Origin of the sequence: Nocardia aurantiaca (assembly GCF_009708175.1) — a bacterium.
GTDB lineage: Bacteria > Actinomycetota > Actinomycetes > Mycobacteriales > Mycobacteriaceae > Nocardia > Nocardia aurantiaca.
This window is the reverse complement of record NZ_WMBB01000005.1, coordinates 333,816-352,945: the sequence shown is the minus strand read 5'-3', so window position 1 is coordinate 352,945 and position 19,130 is coordinate 333,816. Positions and strand designations below refer to the sequence as shown.

General features: G+C 68.4%; 14 protein-coding genes and 1 pseudogene. 7 read left to right on the top strand and 8 right to left on the bottom strand.

Features of this window, described 5'->3' with window-relative positions:
• Positions 1-308 precede the first annotated feature (308 nt).
• Positions 309-1,001, top strand: coding sequence for a PhzF family phenazine biosynthesis protein (locus tag GLP40_RS12715; RefSeq protein WP_154788063.1), 693 nt, complete (start codon positions 309-311; stop codon positions 999-1,001).
• A gap of 50 nt (positions 1,002-1,051) precedes the next feature.
• On the opposite strand, the gene GLP40_RS34460 is transcribed toward GLP40_RS12715, so the two are convergent.
• The 4 genes from GLP40_RS34460 to GLP40_RS12700 form a co-directional block, all read right to left on the bottom strand.
• Positions 1,052-1,177, bottom strand: a complete 126-nt coding sequence (locus GLP40_RS34460) for a hypothetical protein (protein ID WP_268867108.1) — start codon at positions 1,175-1,177, stop codon at positions 1,052-1,054.
• Between the two features lie 93 nt (positions 1,178-1,270).
• On the bottom strand, positions 1,271-2,497 hold the full coding sequence (locus GLP40_RS12710) for an aminotransferase family protein (protein ID WP_154788062.1): 1,227 nt from the start codon (positions 2,495-2,497) through the stop codon (positions 1,271-1,273).
• Between the two features lie 104 nt (positions 2,498-2,601).
• Complete coding sequence (locus tag GLP40_RS12705; RefSeq protein ID WP_154788061.1) at positions 2,602-3,222, bottom strand: DUF5134 domain-containing protein; 621 nt, start codon at positions 3,220-3,222, stop codon at positions 2,602-2,604.
• 258 nt (positions 3,223-3,480) lie between these two features.
• Positions 3,481-4,047 carry a TetR/AcrR family transcriptional regulator gene (locus GLP40_RS12700; protein WP_154788060.1) on the bottom strand — a complete coding sequence of 189 codons (567 nt, stop codon included), beginning with the start codon at positions 4,045-4,047 and terminating at the stop codon, positions 3,481-3,483.
• 136 nt (positions 4,048-4,183) lie between these two features.
• On the opposite strand from GLP40_RS12700, the gene GLP40_RS12695 reads away from it, so the two are divergent.
• From GLP40_RS12695 to GLP40_RS33790, 3 genes and pseudogenes are all read left to right on the top strand, one after another.
• Positions 4,184-5,581 carry a flavin monoamine oxidase family protein gene (locus tag GLP40_RS12695; RefSeq protein ID WP_328290059.1) on the top strand — a complete coding sequence of 466 codons (1,398 nt, stop codon included), beginning with the start codon at positions 4,184-4,186 and terminating at the stop codon, positions 5,579-5,581.
• Between the two features lie 422 nt (positions 5,582-6,003).
• Positions 6,004-6,549, top strand: a pseudogene (locus GLP40_RS35080) (MspA family porin); the annotation flags it as partial.
• 282 nt (positions 6,550-6,831) lie between these two features.
• Positions 6,832-7,257 (top strand): MspA family porin, encoded by a 426-nt coding sequence (locus GLP40_RS33790; protein WP_230329545.1) that lies wholly within the window; start codon positions 6,832-6,834, stop codon positions 7,255-7,257.
• Between the two features lie 305 nt (positions 7,258-7,562).
• Here GLP40_RS33790 and GLP40_RS34800 read toward each other — a convergent pair whose 3' ends face one another.
• Both GLP40_RS34800 and GLP40_RS12680 read right to left on the bottom strand, forming a co-directional pair.
• Complete coding sequence (locus GLP40_RS34800; RefSeq protein ID WP_328290058.1) at positions 7,563-8,291, bottom strand: IclR family transcriptional regulator; 729 nt, start codon at positions 8,289-8,291, stop codon at positions 7,563-7,565.
• Positions 8,292-8,296: 5 nt separating this feature from the next.
• On the bottom strand, positions 8,297-9,778 hold the full coding sequence (locus GLP40_RS12680) for an APC family permease (RefSeq protein ID WP_154788058.1): 1,482 nt from the start codon (positions 9,776-9,778) through the stop codon (positions 8,297-8,299).
• A gap of 245 nt (positions 9,779-10,023) precedes the next feature.
• Between GLP40_RS12680 and GLP40_RS12675 the strand changes: the two genes are divergently transcribed.
• The 3 genes from GLP40_RS12675 (at position 10,024) to hrpA (ending at position 16,985) form a co-directional block, all read left to right on the top strand.
• On the top strand, positions 10,024-11,541 hold the full coding sequence (locus GLP40_RS12675) for an APC family permease (RefSeq protein ID WP_154788057.1): 1,518 nt from the start codon (positions 10,024-10,026) through the stop codon (positions 11,539-11,541).
• 670 nt (positions 11,542-12,211) lie between these two features.
• Positions 12,212-12,670: a GNAT family N-acetyltransferase gene (locus tag GLP40_RS12670; protein ID WP_154788056.1), complete on the top strand. Its 459-nt coding sequence runs from the start codon at positions 12,212-12,214 to the stop codon at positions 12,668-12,670.
• A gap of 106 nt (positions 12,671-12,776) precedes the next feature.
• Positions 12,777-16,985 carry an ATP-dependent RNA helicase HrpA gene (hrpA, locus tag GLP40_RS12665; protein WP_154788055.1) on the top strand — a complete coding sequence of 1,403 codons (4,209 nt, stop codon included), beginning with the start codon at positions 12,777-12,779 and terminating at the stop codon, positions 16,983-16,985.
• A 306-nt stretch (positions 16,986-17,291) separates the two neighbouring features.
• Here hrpA and nrdR read toward each other — a convergent pair whose 3' ends face one another.
• Both nrdR and GLP40_RS12655 read right to left on the bottom strand, forming a co-directional pair.
• Positions 17,292-17,768, bottom strand: a complete 477-nt coding sequence (gene nrdR / locus GLP40_RS12660; protein ID WP_154788054.1) for a transcriptional regulator NrdR — start codon at positions 17,766-17,768, stop codon at positions 17,292-17,294.
• A 105-nt stretch (positions 17,769-17,873) separates the two neighbouring features.
• A complete protein-coding gene (locus GLP40_RS12655) occupies positions 17,874-19,097 on the bottom strand; it encodes a hypothetical protein (protein ID WP_154788053.1) in 1,224 nt (407 codons plus the stop codon).
• Between the last annotated feature and the right edge of the window lie 33 nt (positions 19,098-19,130).

Below are 19,130 nucleotides of genomic sequence, written 5' to 3'. Positions count from 1 at the left end.
GACGCGTCGCGGACCGTCGAACCGGCGGGTACGCCGGTACTGGACGCAGCGCAGGCGGGACCAAAATGGATCGGCTCACCCTCGCCCGGAACCCGCGACCGGGAATCCTACGACCGCAATGCCTTCGGCCCGGGTCGGTCGGGGCGCGGCGGCGAACCCGCCGGTGCGATGACACGCGGCGGTGGATGAGAGTGAAGACGCGCTGGGAATTGACCGTGCCTCCTCCCACCGAGAAGAGCGCCCTGACCGACATCCTCGACACCTTCGCCCCTCCCGCGAATCGATAACTGTCGGTAAGCTCGCCTGACATGACCGTTCCGGAAAGTGATGGCGCTCAAATCGAAGTCGTGCGTGTGTTCACCGATGCGGCCGGGCGTTTCGGCAATCTGCTCGGCATCGTCCGCCGCTCCGCCGTCGAGAATGCCGACCATCAGGCGCTGGCGGCCCGCGTCGGCTACAGCGAGACCGTGGTGGTCGACGAACCGGTCAACGGGCGAGTGAAGATGCGCATCTACACCCCCACCACCGAGCTGCGCTTCGCCGGGCACCCCACTGTCGGCACCGCATGGTGGCTCAATGATCAGCAGCGTCCTGTCAAGATCATCGACGTACCCGCCGGGCCGGTCGAGGTGACCCTCTCCGAGGGCCTGACCTGGGCCCGAGCCCGGGCCGAATGGACCCCGGCGTTCCAATTCCACCAGTTCGAGGATCCGGCCGAGATCGCCACCCTGGATCCGGCCGACTTCCCGGAAGGCCAGCACTACTGCTGGGCCTGGACCAACGAGCCGCGCGGCGCGGTCCGCGCGCGAATGTTCGCCCCCGCCATGGGAATTCCCGAGGACCAGGCCACCGGCGCGGCCGCCATCGCGTTGACCGCCCTGCTCACCCGCGGCCTGAACATCACCCAGGGTGAGGGCTCGCAGATCTTCACCGAATGGGATTCCGACGGTTGGGCGCGCGTCGGCGGCCGCGTGGTCGCCGATCATCCGATCCTCCTCTAGCGGTGGCACAGCCCTTTTCGGCACCGTGTGACCGGATGGCTTGGTTATTCTCAGGCGGCCGGGCCGATCCCCGGCCCGTGGGCGAGCCGGTGACCGCCCAGGATGTGCGGTGCGAAATCCCACAGCTCCCAAGGGACTTCGGTGAGCTCGCTGGTGATCACGCCACTGTGGCTCACGCGTAGAGCGCGTCCACATCGTCGGCTCCGGCGTATCCGGCGGTGTCTCGTCGACGGCCGGATGAGGCGTCAGGCGATCCGTTCCGGCCGCGCTCAACCCAGGGCGCGGGTGAAGCGGTCGGCCATTTCCGCGACCTGCGCCTCGGTGATGACGAACGACGGGGAGATCTGGAGCGCGCCCTGACCCGCCGCTCGGGTCGAAACCCTTTGGGCGCGCAGCGCTTTCACCATGGCCGGCGCCTCGGCCGGGTCGGCGAGCTGGACGGCGGCCACCGCGCCCAGCCCGCTGCGGACCTCGGCCACCCGCCGATGCTCGGCCAGCGGCGAGAAGTACTGGTGCAGCAGCGATTCCAGGTTCTTGCTGGCGTCCAGCAGGTTCTCGCGCTCGAAGATGTCGAGGTTGGCCATGGCCGCGGCTGCCGCGCCGGCGTGGCCGCCGTAGGTGTAGCCGTGCCGCCACCACACGCCGCCCGCGAAGAACGGTTCGGCGATACGGGGTGCGATGAAGACCGCGCCCATCGGGACGTACCCGGAGGTGAGGCCCTTGGCGGTGGTCATGAGGTCGGGTTCGAGGCCGAAACGCGAGGAGGCGAACCAGGATCCGCCGATGCGGCCGAAGCCGGTGACGACCTCGTCGGCGACGAAGAGGATGTCGTTGTCGCGGCAGATCTGCCGGACCTCGGTGAGGTAGCCCTCCGGCGGCAGGTAGACCCCGCCCGCGCCGATGATGGGTTCGGCGAAGAAGGCCGCGATGCGGTCCGCGCCGATCTCCTCGATGAGGGCGGTCAGCGCCTTGGCCTGATCCCATTCGATGGTGCGGGTGTCGGATATGAAGACGCCGGTGTAGCCCTCGGCATTGACCGGGATTCCGGCCAGCGCGGTGCCGCCGACATGCATGCCGTGGTATGCCTTCTGGCGGCCGACCAGGATGGTCTTTTCCGGGCGGCCCATCTCCTGCCAGTACCGGCGAGCCAGCTTGGCGGCGGTGTCGATGCCGTCGGAGCCGCCGGAGGTGAAGAAGATCTTGCTGCCGGGCACCGGCGCGAGGACCGAGAGCCGCTCCGCCAGATCCCGGGTCACCGGGGAGGCCAGGTCACCGAAGTTGGAATAGTGCGCGACCTGGGTCAGCTGCGTGGCGACCGCGTCGGCGATCTCGCGACGGCCGTGGCCGACATTGGCGAACCAGAGACCCCCGGTGGCGTCCAGATACTGCGTGCCACTCTCGTCCCAGATATAGGCGCCCTCGCCGCGCGCCACCACGAACGCCCCATCCCGCTCGACCGCACCCATATCGGCGAAGCCATGCCACAGCGAACCCATCCAGCGCACCTCCATCACCCGATAGCGACCACGCCCATCCGGGCGAACCGACCTTCCCTCACCATCTCACCATTAGGACGGTGAACAGGTCGAACGGCCCCGGGTCACCCAGCTGCGGCAGCGACCAGCATGTAGGCGGTACCGAGATCCATTACCAGGTGCGGCACCACGGCCAGCGATCCGGCCCCGCCCGTGGGATGCGGGAAGACATGCGGCAATCGGCGACGCAGGCCCGGCGCCGCCATGAGCACCGCATCCACCGTGAACAGGGCTGCCAGGGCCAACATGGGTCCGGGCGCCGGCCCCCCGTTCCCGTGCATACCGTGCTCATGCGGCCCGTGCCCGCTCATCGCGTACAGCATCGCCGCGGCGGCCACCACGTGATACACGAACGCGCCCACCCGGTCTCCCCCGGTGCCCGCGCACGGAATCCCGCTGCGCCACCGCAGCATTCGATCTCCCAGCACCAGCGTGTACACGACCACCATGGCCGTCAACACCCCGCGCACGGCGTGCGGGTCGGCGGCGGTCGGAAACACCAGCATTCCCAGCATGACCAGGCACATCATCAGGTGCGCGGCATCCGACTCCCGATCCGCGCCGGACCCGGCGCCCATATCCGGCCGCACCGCCCCCAACCTGGCGCCCACCAGGGCGGCGGCCAGGCAGAAGGCGATCACCGCGGCCCACCGCACCGCCGCGTACTGCTCCACAACTGCCGCCACACTCACCACCTCTCATCATGGCGACCGGCTCCCCTTTCATGGTGACACCGTCCGAACTCGGTTCCCCGCCCTTTCCCTGCCTGATCTCCCGCCCGGATACCGCCACTGAGTGACCGACTGCCCGGCTGATGCACTCCGCACCCTCCTCTGAACCGTTCGTAATGGAGAGATCGAATAGAGGAGTCACCGAGGCGTCCGAGCCGAAACGACCACATCGACCCGATCACCGATCTGCGCGCGAACCTCAGCCCGGTGTGGTCATCGCATCCGTGACGCCGTCGTGGTGGCGGTGCTGAGGCCGTGGAGGAGGACGGTGGTGATGAAGTCGGGGGCCTGTCGGGTGCCCATGTGGCCTTCGAGGGTGAGTTCCCACGCGGTCTCGGCCAGCCCGCAGAAGGTGGAGGCCAACCAGGTGGCGGGCATGTCGGTGCGCAACACGCCCGCGTCCTGCCCGACGGCCAGCAGCGCGATGGTGCGGGCGAAAATCCCCTCGGCGCGTTCGGTGGCCGCGGGCGCGCCCAGCACGTCGGGTTCGACGTAGACCAGGTTCCACAGTTGCGCGAAGGGCCGGTACTCGCCGACGAGCCCGGCCAGGACCTGGTCGGTGAAGCCGGTGTGGGCTTCGGCCCGGGTCAGGGCCCGATCGCAGTCGTCGAGGATTTTCTCGGCCATGGCCTGCACGAGGAGCTGACGGGTGGGGAACATGCGGGTCAGCGTGGCGCGGCTGATACCCGCGCGGGTGGCGATGACCTGCATCGACGCCCCGCGGTCCTTGGCCAGGACCGGGATCGCCGAATCCAGCACCTGCGCGGCAACGGTACGCATCGTTAAACGAACTCCATAGGTCTCATTTGACACACAGATGTCTCAGGATATTCTTTGGCGTATCAGCGTTTCATTCTACGACGTCGCACGACCGGCCCTCGCGGCGAAGAGTCTGTGACAGATTGGTTCGGTGGCCATGACGATGCACCGTCGCCGGTTCCTGCAGACCACCGGCCTGTCGGCTCTGGCCTTGTTGGCGTTGGCCGCCTGCGACGACGACGATTCCGGCACCACCCCGGCGGGTGGGCGGCGGCGGGTGATCGTGGTCGGGGCCGGGATCGCCGGTCTGGCCGCGGCCCGCGCCCTGGCCGACCGCGGCCAGGACGTGGTGGTGCTCGAAGCCCGCGACCGCATCGGCGGCCGCATCTGGACCAGCACCCAATGGCCCGACGTCCCGGTCGATCTCGGCGCGTCCTGGATACACGGCGTCGACGGCAACCCCATCGCCGACCTGGCCCGCAAGGCCGGCGCGCGCACGGTGTCGACCAGCTACGACAACGGCACCGACTACGGCACCGACGGCCACCCGGTCGACAAGGCCACCGCCGCGGCGATCGAACACTGGCGCACCCAGATCGCCAAAGCCCTCACCGACGCCCAGGACGAAGCCGACGACACCGACGAGGCTCGGGATGCGTCACTGCGAGCCGTAGCGGAGCGCGCGGTGAACTGGCCCGCACTGTCCGACCGCGACAAGGCGCTGGTCTCCTCGGTGCTCAACGACTATGAACACGAATACTCCGGCAGCGTCGATGACCTGTCGAGCCTGTACTTCGACGACGACGACAAGATCAAAGGCAAGGACGTCCTGTTCCCCGCCGGCTACGGCGCGATCACCGACTACCTCGCCAAAGGACTGACCGTCCACACCGGCGAGGTTGTCACTCGTATCGACTGGAACGACATCGGTGTCACCGTCACCACCGGCGCGCACACCTTCGACGGCGACCACGTCGTGGTCACGCTGCCGCTGGGGGTATTGCAGAGCGGCGCGGTCGAATTCGGTCCCGGCCTGCCCGCCGACAAGACCACCGCGATCGGCAAGCTGGGCATGGGCGTTCTCGACAAGTGCTATCTGCGGTTCCCCACCAAGTTCTGGCCCGACACCGACTGGCTGACCTACGTGCCCGGCCAGGACAAGGCGGGACAGTGGGGGCAGTGGATCAATTACTCCCGCGCCGCCGACCAGCCAATTCTGTTGGGGTTCAACGCCGCCGACTTCGGCCGCACCAGCGAAACCTGGAGCGAGGCCGACCTCGTCGCCAGCGCCATGGTGACCCTGCGCACCATCTACGGGCCCGGTATCCCCGCGCCCGTGGTACACCAGATCACCCGTTGGTCTACCGACCCCTTCGCACGCGGGTCCTACTCGTTCAACAAGCTCGGCTCCACACCCGACATGCGCGACCACCTCGCCGCCGGCATCGACGACCGCGTCCACTTCGCGGGGGAGGCCACCGACCGCAAATCCTTCGGTACCGTCCACGGTGCCTACAGCTCAGGCCTGCGCGCGGCCAAGGAAATCACCGGCTGACCCTGGCTGGATCTGCGTGAGCGCGGGGCTACCGGCCGTCCGGGAGTTCGCCGCGTATGGCCCGCACTCCGATGCGACCGCTCGGTGCCGATATCGGGTCGATGAGTTCATGCCCGTAATTCGGTAAGGCAGCAATATTCATCGAGCTGCGCCGGGGTCGCCGGACGCAGCTCAGCCCGAGACAGCCGCAACGCCCGCCGTAATATTGAGCGGCACAAGACGATTCGGTCGCGCCCCCGCACCGAGCCGAGAAAGCGCACCCCGTCCCAGGCGATGAGGGTCCAGCGATCAGTTCCGGGGCTTGCGCGGCTCGAAATCTATTTTCCGGCAGTGGCTTTCCTCGCGGAGTCGGCCGACCGGCCGGGATACCTTGGCCGACACGCCTTGCCGCCGCGTACGCTGTCCAGCCCGATATCTCCGTTATGCTTCGACCGCTGGTCATAGCGACTGTTGCCGCGATATCGAGTTGTGGAAAACCGTTAGGGCACATCTTCGAGAAAGGACCGGGTATGCGGCGTCCGCTCATTATCGCCGCGGTGGGAACGGCCGCGGCACCCCTGGCCACCTTGGGCCTGTGGGTCTGGGGCGCCGAACCAGGCCAAGCCCAGCCGCCCAGCGCGGATGTGTCCGGTCCGGGAATTCATGTGACGGCATCGGTCGACAATATCGGGGTGAATCCGCCCGGTAACCGGACTCCGAACTTCCTCATGACGTTCTCGCATGCCGCGCAGATGTCAGGCAATTACTCGGTCAATGTGGAGGGTGACCCCATCACGTCCGGTGAGGCCGTCGCAGGGTTCATCCTCGGCTGCGGGATCAGTGTGGCCGGCGGCGTCACCGTCGGAATCGAGCCCAGCCAAGCGTTGGACGGCAGCATTTCCCCGACGCTGAACCCACCGAGCACCTCCAGCAGCCCACCCAGCACCTCGGTCACTCCACCCAGCACCACCACGGTCACCCCAACCACCACCACGGTCACCCCAACTACCACCACCACCGTTACCCCAACTACCACCACCACGGTCACCCCAACTACCACAACCACGATCACCCCAACTACGACCATCACTCCAGCCAGCACCGCCGTCACTCCAGCCAGCACCGCCGTCACTCCAGCCAGCACCGCCGTCACTCCAGCCATCACCACCGTCGCCCCAACCACCACCACCCCAATCACCACCGTCGCCCCAACCAGCACCGCGGTCACCCCACCGAGTGAGACGCTTACGGCTAGTGCCGCCGCCGGTCATTTGAACATCGCTATCAGCCAACCCAGCGACCTCCTCAGCCCACCCACCGACCTCCTCAGTCCACCCACCGACCTCCTCAGTCCACCCACCGACCTCCTCAGTCCACCCAGCAACTTCGTCAACCCACCCAGCGACTCCGGCAACACACCCCAGCTCAGCCTCGGACCCAGCGTCGGCGGGACGCTGGGCGTCACAGAGGTCTTGACGGCCGCGTTGGGGCCCGGCCAGGTCACCACCGCGACCACGGCCACCGCGGCCCTGGACAACAACACCGCGTTCCCGTTCCACATCACATTCAACAACGCGGCGTTGAACGTGGCCCAATGCGCGTCGCCGGTGGCGGCCGTCCCCTTCGTCACCACCACGGTGAGCACCGCACAGGGAGTGGTGCAGACCACGGCCTACGGCGACCAGTTCACCTTCTGAAGCCCGATCGGATTCGACAGCGACCCCGCCCGCCGACGCTCGGCACCGCTCGGGCGCTGCCGTCAACGTGATGACCCGACCTCACCGGCCGCATCGTCCACAGCGTCCGTTCACGTGGCGACACCTCCTTCGTCAGCAGCCGGGTAACCCCGTTGCGGGCCATCGCCCGAATCCGGCGGCGCCTTCCGCGGCACCAACCGGACCAGGGATCCGACCGGCACTCCTAACTTGCGCCGGTGCTCGCACACCTCGCAGCGAGGCGAGGCGCACTGAACGTCTGCCAATGAGTTTTCGGCAACGGCCGGTCAATAGAGCAGTGGGCCCAGCCGGTCGGCGCAGCCGCGGGCCGGGTCGCGGTGGGTCTCCAGGGCGGGCAGGCGGTTGCTCGGACCGGTCAGGCACAGGGCGCCCGCGAGACTGCCGACGCCGTTGTAGATGGGTAGGGCCAGGCAAGCGATGCCCGGTACGAGTTCGTCGGCGGCCCTGGCGTATCCGGCGTCGCGGACATTCTGGAGGTCACCCGCGAGGGCTACGTGATCGATCTTGGTGCGGGCGGCGATCCGGACCGGCTGACCGACCAGGGTGCGCCATTCGGTACGGGAGGCGAGCAGCAGTTTGCCCGCGGCGGAGGCGTGCAGGTGGCGCGACAGCTCACGCTTGCCCGAGATCGGATGGTCGGGATCCTCGCTCACCACCTGGACCGCCGCCGGTCGGAAGTTCATGAGGTGCACGGCGAATCGGGTGGAGACGCGGAAGTCGTCGAGCACGATGCGGGCGGCGGTCGGCACCACCGGCACAGTGACCGCCGCGGCGAAACCGCGCAGCCGCGCGCCCAGGGCGAAGCCGCGCAGATCGGCGGTGCGGACCAGATACTCGTCGGCGACAAGGGAATTGAGCAAGCGATAGGTGGTGGCAGGTGCGATACCGAGCCGTGCGGCGATCTCCTTGGCGGTCACACCCACCCCGCAGTCGGCGACTGCCTCGAGAATGGCGATGGAGTTGGTGACCGTGGTGGTCCGGCTGGAATCCTTCACAATGCCTACCGGAACGTCACGGTCGGCAGCAGGTCGGCGCGCTGTGGCTCGTCGTAGATGCCGATGCCGCGCAACCGATCCGGTGTGAACACACGCAGGGCGGCGGTGAACACCGCGGCGGTCACCAGGACGGCGGCGTAGGCGATCACTACGGTCACAGAGTCGTTGCCGGCCGTAACCGCGGCGGCGACCATGAGCACCCCGAGCAGGGTCGCCGTCACCGGGCCGAGTATCGCCATGCCGCGGCTGGATTCGCCGATGCGGCGCAGCAGTGCCGGGGTTGCGAGGCAGGCGGGCAGGTACGAGCCCAGATAGCCGAGTGCGCTCAGCGTGAGGAAGCTCCGGATCCCGTCCTGCGGTTCGGCTCCCGAGAGCAGGTACCCGACCGCGCCGACGGTCACGGCGCCCACGGCCGCCACAATGGCGGGCGCGGGAGTGTGAAAGCGCGGGTGCGCGCGACCGGCCGCGGCCGGGGCGATCCCTTCGCGGCCCATGGTGAACAACACCCGGACCAGGGCATTGATCGAGGCCACGGTGCACGCGAAGAACGACGCCGCCACCCCGAGATCCAGGACGGCGCCGAGGAATCGCGAATTGTCCTGTAGCAGCAGGTCGGTGACGGGGGTCGAACTCGACGCGGTGCCCAGCGGCGCGGAGGCCAGCGCGACCGCCTGCGCGGACACCGCGATCAGGTAGATGACCGCCGCGGCCAGCGGCGTCCAGGCCAGCGTGCGCGGTACCGAGCGGAACGGCCGGTATGCCTCGGCGGACAGCGTGGTGGCGCTCTCGAATCCGACGAAGGCGCTGACGGCCACCACCGCGCTCATGGCGAGAGTGCCAGTGCCGCCGTGCCATTCGAAGGCGGTGTGCGCACCCGCGCTGCCGAAGGGGCCACGGCTGTCTCGGGTGAGCAGATAGCCCATCAGCGCCAGCACCGTCACCACCGAGACGCATTCGACCAGCAGCGTCGCCGAGGCTGACAGCCGGATGCCGCGCACCATGAGCACGGCCGCCACCACCGCCGCGCCCAGTAACAGAGCGATGATCGTTGCGGTGCCGCCGAATCCGGCCAACCCCGCGGTGACCGCGATCTGGTCCAGATACGTGCCCACCGCCATCAAGCCCGCCACGCTGACGCTCGCGTACCCGACGATCGCCGACCAGCCGACCGGCACCGCGACCGCGGGCCCGAGTCCCTTGGCCACGTAGGTGTACAGCCCGCCGCTCACCGCCAGCCGCTGTGCCATCGGGCGGATCACCAGCGCCACACCCCAGGCCAGCACCGCCGCCGCCAGGAACGCGGCAACGCTCGCCCCGCCGCCGGCCGCGCCGATGACGAACGCCGGAGTGACCACGGCGGTTCCGGATGGCGCGATGGCCGCCACCGACTGCGCGAACACCGGCACGAAAGGCAGTTCGCGTCGGGACAATCCGCGCAGGGGCGACCGCTCGGCCACCGGGGGTGGGCTGGACGCAGCCGATCTCATCCGCACACATCTTTCGCTGGAGGGGCTCACTCGGGGTTGCCACAGCATCGCCAACCCGTATTGCACCGACGTAAACGCGGGTAACGACGGCTTGTCGGCGCTCGAGACAAAATGCTCGCGCGTTTCTCGCCACCGGTCACCGCCGCACGCACGCCGCCGTTACAGACCACCTATAGCGTTCCGCGCCATCGGAAAAGACCCCGCCACCGGCGATTCGGGGGCGGGTGCAGCAGAAAGACGGTTCCATGACGCAGCAGATCGAACGCGCTACCGCCGCGCCACCCGACGCCGGTCGACCCGACGGCGTGCACCGCCTCAAAGCCAATGCCGTGGGTTTGCTCGGTGTGGTGTTCATGGCCATCGCCACGGCCGCGCCGATCACCGCCATGACCGGCAATGTGCCATTCATGATCTCGGCCGGCACCGGGACGGGCACACCCGCCGCGTTTCTCATCGCCATGGTGGTGCTGGCGGTGTTCTCGGTGGGCTTCACCACCATGTCCAAGCACATCACCGCGACGGGCGCGTTCTACGGGTTCATCTCGTTCGGGTTGGGCCGCTCGGCCGGGCTGGCGGCGGGGCTGCTGGCGACCTTCGCGTACATGGTGTTCGAGGGATCGCTCGTCGGCATCTTCTCCAGCTTCGGCACGAATACCGTTGCGGCGCAGTTCGGGGCGCACGTGCCGTGGTGGGTGTTCGCGATCGGTATGCTGGCGATCAATGCCCTGGGCACCTGGTTCGGGGTGGCCGTGGCGGAGAAATTCCTGGTGGTGTTGCTGGGCACCGAGTGCGCGGTGCTGGCGATCATGGGTATCGCGGTGGCACTGCACGGCGGTGGGCCGCACGGGTTCTCGTTCGCGCCGCTGAATCCGGTCAATGCCTTCACCGGGCCGTCGGCGGGGCTGGGACTGTTCTTCGCGTTCTGGTCGTGGGTCGGATTCGAGTCGACGGCCATGTACGGCGAGGAGTCGCGCGACCCCAAGCGGATCATCCCCAAGGCGACCATGATCGCCGTCCTCGGCGTGGGCGTGTTCTATGTGCTCGTGTCGTGGATGGCCATGTCCGGCAATGGCATTGCCGAATCGGCGGCACTGGCGGCCTCGGACAATCCGATGGACCTGTTCTTCCACCCGACCCAGACCTATGTGGGCCACTGGGCGGTGACCGCCATGCAGTGGCTCATGATGACCGGTTCGCTGGCCTGCGGCATGGCCTTCCACAACTGTGCGGCCCGCTACCTCTACGCACTCGGCCGCGAAGGCGTTTTCCCTTCGCTCGCGCACACCGTGGGCCGCACGCACCCCAGGCACGGCTCACCGCACATCGCGGGGCTGGTGCAGACGGTCATCGCCAGCGCCCTCGTGGCCGGGTTCGGCCTCGCGGGAAAGGACCCCTACACCGGCATCTACAATCTGCTGGCCATCCTCGGCACCATGGCAATTCTGGTCGTGCAGGCCACCTGTTCCTTCGCGGTGCTGGCCTACTTCCGCACCCACCATCCCGAAACCCGGCACTGGTTCCGCACCTTCCTGGCCCCGCTGCTCGGCGGCCTGGCCATGGCCGGTGTGGTCCTGCTGCTGGTGCTCAATATGGGTACGGCCGCGGGCACCGAATCCAGTTCCCTCGTGCTGAAGGCCACCCCGTGGCTGGTCGCGGCAATCGCTGTCGGCGGCTTCGGGTTCGCCGAGTATCTGCGACGTAGGTCTCCCGACCGCTACGCCCTCGTCGGCCGGACCATCCTGGAGGAAACCCACGAACGATGACCACTGGCCATGTCCGCATGGCAACGGCCCGGAGCCTTTCGGCTGCCGGGCCGTCTTCATGCTTCGAGTCGCCGTGCACGTATCCCGACGCCCCGCGATGGCGCCCTCGGAGAAGTGCCGGCCGCGGTTCGCCCCACGACGTCCCGAACAACCGGGGCGGGAATCCCGAAATGATCACGAAACCCGTCCGGCCACACCGAGTGTTACCGGTTCGTGGAATGAATGCGCACCGCAACGAGACGGATGGCACGGTAGGTCGGCGGGTTGGCGCGGGCGGTCAGTCGCCGGAAGTGTCGGGCCGCCCACCGAATTCGAGCTTTATCGCCCTCGGGATCGAGGTAGATGGATATGCGAACGGCGTAGGGACAGTGCTCTCGTATCGCGGGTTCGAGGTGCCGCGCGGCGGTGGCCGCGACCCGCTCGTCGAGATCGTCGAGGTCAGAGCGTGGGTGGCGTGACGGGCGTCCTCCGGTCGTCGCACCACGAAAACCAGCCTGCCGCCGGCCAACTCCCACACTGCCTCGGTCTCGTGCGGGAACGGGGACGGCGGGGATCCGAACAGTCGCTCGTACCAGGCCGGCGCGCCGGCGAAATCGTGGACCGGTATGCCCGCGAAGGGGGTGCAGCCCCGTGCGGTCATGCTATCGAGATCGCTGGCTAGCCTGGCGGCATGCGCATCATGGTCGACGATCTGACCGGGGCCGAGGTGATCGAGCTGCTCGCGACCCACGTGGCGGAGATGCTCGAGAACTCGCCGGAGGAGAGCATGCACGCACTCGACGTGGCGGCGTTACGGAAGCCTGCGATCACCTTCTGGTCGGCGTGGGAGGGCGACGCGCTGGCCGGATGCGGAGCCCTCGCGGAGTTGGACCCGAAGCACGGGGAGATCAAGTCCATGCGGACCGCGGCCGCCTACCGGGGGCGCGGGGTGGCGTCACAGGTGTTGCGGCACATCCTCGCCGAGGCCGCCGGGCGCGGGTACGACCGGGTGAGCCTGGAGACCGGATCATCGGAGTTCTATCTGCCCGCGGTGCGGTTGTACGAGCGGTACGGGTTCGAACGCTGCGGGCCGTTCGCGGAGTACACCGAGGATCCGCACAGTGTGTTCATGACCCGCGCGCTCCGATGAATCCGGACGATACGCCGATGCGGCGCGCTTCCGGCAAGCCCTCGATCAGCCCGCAGGCACCGCGCCGACCGGCCCGGACCGACTCTTCGCTATCGTTGACGGTGCAATGACCAGGACCGCCGCCACTTCTCGCGAGCTTCGTTCCCGCCTGGCCGATCTCTCGATCCGCGACGAGCACCGATTGCGTCGCAGGCTCGACAAGGCCCGCGGCGACGATCTCACCCACCTCGAAGCCGATATCGACGCCGCCCAGCGCCGGGTGGATGCCCGCCGCGCGGCAGTCCCGATCATCCGGTATCCCGAGCAGCTACCGGTCTCCGCGCGCCGCGACGACATCGCCAAGGCCATTGCCGAACACCAGGTCGTGATCGTGGCCGGCGAGACCGGCTCCGGCAAGACCACCCAGCTACCCAAGATCTGCCTCGAGCTCGGGCGCGGGATCCGCGGCACCATCGGCCACACGCAGCCGCGCCGACTTGCCGCGCGCACGGTCGCCGAGCGCATTGCCGAGGAGCTGGGCACCGAACTGGGCGATGTGGTGGGTTATACGGTCCGTTTCACCGATCAGGCGTCGGACCGCACGCTGGTCAAACTCATGACCGACGGCATCCTGCTCGCCGAGATCCAACGCGACCGGCTGCTGCGCCGCTACGACACGATCATCATCGACGAGGCGCACGAGCGCAGCCTCAATATCGACTTCCTGCTGGGTTATCTCAAGCAACTGCTGCCCGCGCGACCGGATCTGAAGATCGTCATCACCTCGGCGACCATCGATCCAGAGCTGTTCGCGCGGCACTTCAGCGACGAGAACGGCACGCCCGCACCGATTGTCGAGGTGTCGGGTCGCTCGTATCCGGTGGAGGTCCGGTATCGGCCACTGTCACTGGAGCTGCCGGTCACCTCCGAGGATCCCGACGACGAGGACACCGAGATCGTCGACCGCGACCCCACCGACGCCATCGGCGACGCGGTGCGGGAACTGCAGGCCGAGGGCGACGGCGACATCCTGGTCTTCCTGTCCGGTGAACGCGAGATCCGCGACACCGCCGACTCGCTGCGGGATATGCGCCTGCCGCGCACCGAGATCCTTCCGCTGTACGCGCGGCTGTCGGCGGCCGAGCAGCACAGAGTCTTCGAATCGCACACCGGGCGACGCGTGGTGCTGGCCACCAACGTGGCCGAGACCTCGTTGACGGTGCCGGGCATCCGGTACGTGATCGACCCTGGTACCGCACGCATTTCGCGCTACTCCATGCGCACCAAGGTGCAACGACTGCCCATCGAGTCCATCTCGCAGGCGTCGGCGCGGCAGCGGTCGGGCCGCTGTGGCCGGGTGGCGGACGGCATCGCCATCCGGCTGTACTCCGAGGACGACTTCGAATCCCGGCCGCAGTTCACCGAACCGGAGATCCTGCGCACCAATCTGGCCGCGGTCATTCTCCAGATGACGGCGCTCGGGCTCGGGGATATCGAGAGCTTCCCGTTCGTGGAGGCGCCCGACAATCGCGCCATTCGCGACGGCATCGCACTGCTCGAGGAGCTCGGCGCGCTGGGCCGTGCCGCAGCCGATGTGCGCGGCGACCTCCCCGACGCCGGCCTGATCCTGACCCCCATCGGCCGCGAAATGGCACAGATTCCGGTCGATCCCCGCATGGCGCGCATGCTGGTCGAGGCCAATCGCGGCGGCTGCCTCGCCGAGGTCCTCATCATCGTCGCGGCGCTGTCCATTCAGGACGTCCGCGAACGCCCCGTCGAACACCAGCAGGCCGCCGACGCCAAACACGCGCGCTTCACCGTCGAGGGCTCCGACTTCCTGGCCTACCTGCGCCTCTGGGATTACCTCCGCGAACAGCGGAACGCCCTGTCCTCCAACCAGTTCCGCCGCCTGTGCCGCGACGAATTCCTTCATTACCTCCGCATTCGCGAATGGCAGGACCTGCACGGCCAACTCCGCACCATCACCCGCGGCCTCGGCTGGAACACCGGGGGCTCCGACGCCCAATTCGACCGCACCGCGGCGACTTCCGACGGCGGTGCCAGCGGTCGTAACCGCCGCGGTCCGACCGCGGGTGACACGGGCCGCACCAATGTCGCTGGGCAGCCGGGCCGCGGCGGCGACGCGGGTCGCGGGTCATCGGCGCGGCGTGGCACGGGATCCGGGCGTGGCGCCCGTTCCGGCGGTGCGTCCGGGCTCGCCGAATCGCTCGCGGCGAAGGCGGGACAGGACAGAGATTCGCTGCCTTGGGATGTGACGTCGATTCATCAGGCGCTGCTGGCGGGCATGCTGTCGCACATCGGGCTGCGGGAGGCCGAGACTCGGGAATTCCTGGGCGCTCGCAATGCCAGGTTCATGATCTTCCCGGGGTCGTCGCTGGCCAAGAAGCCGCCACGATGGGTGATGGCGGCGGAGTTGGTGGAGACCTCACGGTTGTGGGGCCGGACGGCGGCGCGGATCGAGCCGGAGTGGGCCGAGCGACTGGCGGGCGACCTGGTGAAACGCACCTACTCCGAACCACATTGGTCGGCCAAGCGGGGTGCGGCGGCGGCCTACGAGCGGGTCACGCTCTATGGCGTTCCGCTGGTGACGCAGCGACGGGTGGACTTCGGGCGGATCGATCCGGAGCTGTCGCGGGAGCTGTTCATCCGGCACGCGCTGGTGCAGGGCGAGTGGCAGACCAAGCACGATTTCTTCGCGCGGAATCGCGAACTGCTCGACGACGTCGCGGATCTGGAGCATCGGGCGCGGCGGCGCGACATCCTGGTCGACGATCAGGTGCTGTTCGACTTCTACGATCAGCGAATTCCGTCCGACATCGTGTCGGTGCGGCACTTCGACAGCTGGTGGCGCAAGACCCAGCGCAAGGACCCCAACCTGCTGGACTTCACCGCGTCGACGGTGGTGAACGAGGATGCGGCGCTGCTCGATCCGACCGCCTACCCCGACAGCTGGCGGCAGGGGGAGCTGACCTTCCCGCTCACCTACCAGTTCGAGCCAGGTCAGGCCGATGACGGTGTCACCGTGCACATTCCGATCGCTCAGCTGGCGCATGTGCGCTCGGTCGGCTTCGACTGGCTGGTCCCCGGCATGCGCGAGGAGCTGGCGGCCGCGTTCATCAAGACGCTACCGAAACAGTTGCGCCGCACCGTGGTTCCGGCCCCGGACTTCGCCAAGGCGGCACTCGACCGCCTCACCCCGCGCGCCGAACCACTGCGCACCGGCTTGGCCCGGGAGTTGTCCCAGCTCGGTTCGGTGACCATCGCCGCCGCCAATCTGGATCCGGCGGGCCTGCCCGACCACCTGCGCATGACCTTCGCGGCCACGGATCCGTCGGGCCGGATCGTCGCCCGCAACAAGAGCCTGGCCGAGTTGAAAACCACGCTGGCCGATCAGGTCTCGAAGTCGGTGGCCCGCGCCAATACCGCCGCCGAGCGAGCCCCGTCCACGGTGTGGACCTCGGAATCGCTGGGCACCCTGCCGCCCGCGGTGAAGCGCCAGGTCGGCGGCCAGACCATTACCGGATACCCGGCGCTGGTCGCCGAGCCGGAGGGCGTGGCGGTGCGCGTGCTCAGCTCACCCGCCGCCCAGGCCACCGCCATGCGCACCGGCACCCGTGCCCTGCTGCTGGGCGCGATCACCACCAATACCCGTGCGGTCACCGCTGGCTTGCCACCCACCGATCGGCTTGCACTGAGCCAGAATCCGTACGGCTCCCTCGACGCCCTGGTCGAGGACTGCCGCGCCTGCGCCGCCGACGAACTCATCGCCGCCCATGGCGGACCGGTGCGGAGTCCGGAGCAGTTCCGGGCGTTGGTGGAAAAGGTGCGCCCGCAATTCACCACGGCCGTAGCGACAATCGTCCGCTCAGTGGTCCCGGTCCTCGCCGAGGCGCATCGCCTGCGCGCCGTCCTCGCCGAGTCCCGCGACCCCGACGCGACCGACGATGTCGCCCACCAACTCGACGACCTGATCTTCCCCGGCTTCATCTCCGAATGGGGCAGCGCCCGCTTGCGGGAACTCCCACGCTATCTGGAGGCCGCCCGCCTCCGCCTGGAAGCGCTACCCGCCTCCGCCAATCGCGACCGCGCGGGCATGGCCGACCTCGATCGCGTTCACGCCGCCTACGACCGCCTCGTCAGCAGCCTCCCCGAATCCCGCCGGGGCGGCCGCGACATCGTCGAAATCTGGTGGATGATCGAAGAACTCCGGGTGAGCCTGTTCGCCCAGCAACTCGGCACCCCCTACCCTGTCTCGGCCAAACGCATCGAGAGGGCCATCGACACCGCCCGCCGCCCGCCTCAGCAGCGGCGTTGACCGGCGCGCACCCGATCGCGGCCCGATACCGGCCGCTGGACCTCATGAGCATGCACTGTGCACCTGCTTGCCCGGCGTTGCGTCACCTCTGAGCGCGGATCGTCCGATCGGCGGCGAATGACGCCCGGCTGGATTTGTCCGCGCCGCGCACCGCGGCACCCGGCCGATTTCGACCGAACGCGGCCGAGGACATCCGAGCATCGGACAGGGCATACGACGGACGGACATGAAGCGGTCCGGCTCCTAATTACTCAGGGCCGGACCGTAATCGATCTGGGTGGTGACCATTGGTAGCGGTCGCCGGGATTACTTCGTGACCGCGCCGACCGCGTGCTCGGCGCGGTGCTTGCGCAGGTCCGCGATCTCGCGTTCGAAATCCTCGGCGGAGCTGAAGGAACGGTAGACCGAGGCGAAGCGGAGGTAGGCGACCTCGTCGAGGTCGCGCAGCGGGCCGAGGATGGCGAGGCCGACCTCATGGCTGGGCACCTCGGGGGAACCCTTGGCGCGCACGGCATCCTCCACCTGCTGGGCCAGGAGGTTCAGGGCATCGGAGTCGACCTCGCGGCCCTGACAGGCGCGGCTGACGCCGCGGATGACCTTCTCACGGCTGAACGGCTCGGTGACGCCGCTGCGCTTCACCACCGACAGGATCGCGGTCTCGACGGTGGTGAACCTGCGCCCACACTCCGGACAGGCACGTCGCCTCCTGATGGCGGTGCCTTCCTCGGCTTCACGCGAGTCGACCACCCTCGAATCGGGATGACGACAGTACGGGCAATGCATCCGGGATCCTTCGTCGATGCCTGGGCTCCACAGCAACCTCGAGCAATCTCGAGGATACCGTGGCGGATGCGGTCGGCGGCGTCCGCCCGTGTCACCAGGCCCCGATCAGGTGGTCAGCTGCCATTGCGCGGTCATGTCCGCGAGCAGGTCCGGCAGCCGCTGCATCAGCCTGCCCTTGGCCAGCATGACCGAGAACGGTACGGCCAGAACCGGTCTCGCGGCGGCCGGATTCGCGCACAGCTCCAGATAGCGCGGCAGCAGATCATGGACGATGTAGTTCCACCGCGTGTCGCGGTCGGCCCAGTTGAAGTCCGGCAGCGGGGCGCGCAGCGACATCGTGCCCGAGGTGAGCGTGGTGGGTGCGAAGACGCCCGGCGCACGCACGCCGGGGACGGCGGCCTTGCCGGCGATGGTGCTCACATAGGTCATGACCCGGCCCATGGACCCGCGCCCCTGCGAGGTGAGGTCCCACTGGTCGGCGATGATCTGGTTCTGTTCCCGGTCGGTCATGCGCAACGCGGCATCGGCCAGCCCGTCGGCGGTGCCCGCGTCGATCTCCCGCCAAGCCGTGATGGCATTCTCATCGAGCACGCCGGCCCGGTACATCTCCTCGACCCCGGCCAGGCCCGCGGCCGCGTACGCCTCGTGCATGGGCACCTGATCGATGAAAATGTGCTTCTGCATGATCATCAGCCGGGTCTGATACCACGACAGATCCTCGGCGGTGAGCCGCTCGCCCTCGGTGACGAGGGTTCGGATGTCGCCCGGCAGCTGGTCCAGCAGCTGCGGCGGGGTGTCGCGCAGCAGATCGGCCACACCACCGCCGAGTTGATGGACGCCCGGCACGCTGACGATGGCCGACGCATCGCCCATATCGAAAAACCCCGAGGCGAACGAACCGCCCGCCAGTCCGGCCAGCCCGGTCCACCAGTAGTCCGGATGAGCATTGTTGAGCCGCAGGTAATTCACGTACACCTGGGTGAAGGTGCGGGTATTGGCCGCGACGCCGCGCGCGGGATCCCACCCGGCCAGATCGATATCGGCATTACGGGTGGCGGTCACGAGCCAGTACTGGTGCAACAGCGTCGCATAATGCCGCGGCTCGACACCCGCGGCACGCGCCTCGTCGAGCGCGGCGCGCAGCGTGTCCGGTTCGAGGGGCAAGGCGGGATTCAATCCGCCGCCGCCCGCACCGTCACCATTGACCGACGGCAGGTCAAGATACGCGGCATAGGCGGATTCCCCGTGTGCCGCCGGTGTGGTCACCAGCCCGATCATCAGGCCGATGAGGACACCGGCCACCCGAACCAGCCCCCGAACTCTCGGCATCACGCCCCCTGTCGCTGTGCGCGCGGGTCGGAT